The organism is Kytococcus sp. HMSC28H12 (genome assembly GCF_001816045.1).
Taxonomy (GTDB): domain Bacteria; phylum Actinomycetota; class Actinomycetes; order Actinomycetales; family Dermatophilaceae; genus Kytococcus; species Kytococcus schroeteri.
This window is the reverse complement of record NZ_KV824446.1, coordinates 1-771: the sequence shown is the minus strand read 5'-3', so window position 1 is coordinate 771 and position 771 is coordinate 1. Positions and strand designations below refer to the sequence as shown.

Annotated in this window: 1 protein-coding gene; it reads right to left on the bottom strand. The window is 73.0% G+C overall.

Annotation, left to right across the window (positions count from 1 at the left end; genetic code table 11):
• Positions 1 to 43: 43 nt before the first annotated feature.
• Positions 44 to 730, bottom strand: coding sequence for a potassium channel family protein (locus HMPREF3099_RS05995; protein ID WP_070705157.1), 687 nt, complete (start codon positions 728 to 730; stop codon positions 44 to 46).
• Positions 731 to 771 lie beyond the last annotated feature (41 nt).

Below are 771 nucleotides of genomic sequence, written 5' to 3'. Positions count from 1 at the left end.
CGGGGAGAGCCCCGGGGCAGGCCCCTCATCGTGGGTGGCGGCCTCAGTCGGGCAGGTCGGTGAGGCTGCAGAAGGCCTCCACCCGGTCGGTGGGGCCGGAGACGATGAGCTCGTCGCCCCGCCGCACCACCGTGTCAGCCTGGGCGTAGGTGAAGTTCTCGCCGGTGCGCTTGAGCCCCACGATGGTGACGCCGTGCCGGCTGCGCGGCAGCGACTGCGCCAGCGGCAGGTCCCAGGTCTCCCGGGGCGAGCGCGTGCGGGCGATGGCGAAGCCGTCCTCGAAGCCCATGTAGTCGGTCATCCCGCCGGCCACGATGTGGGCGACGCGCTCCCCCATCGACCAGTCGGGGTAGATGACGTGCTGCACGCCGATCTTGCCTAGGATGCGCCCGTGCTTGCGGGTGATGGCCTTGGCCCACACCTCGGGCACACCCGCCTCGACGAGGGCCACCGCGGAGAGCACGCTGGCCTCCACGTCGTTGCCGATGGCCACCACCGCGCGGTCGAACTCCCCCACGCCCAGCTGGGCCAGGGCGGCGTCGTCCGTGGCGTCGGCCTGCACCACGTGCTCGATCTGACCGGACCACTTCTGCACGATGGCCGGGTCGGTGTCCACGCCGAGCACGTCGATGCCCTGGCGCGAGAGCGAGGCCGCCACGGCGCCGCCGAAGCGGCCGAGGCCGATGACGACCACCGAGACCTGACGGGGGCGGGGGTTCCTGCCGAGCATGGGGCTCCTTCGGTGCGGACGGGGTGGGTGCGGGCGGGGTG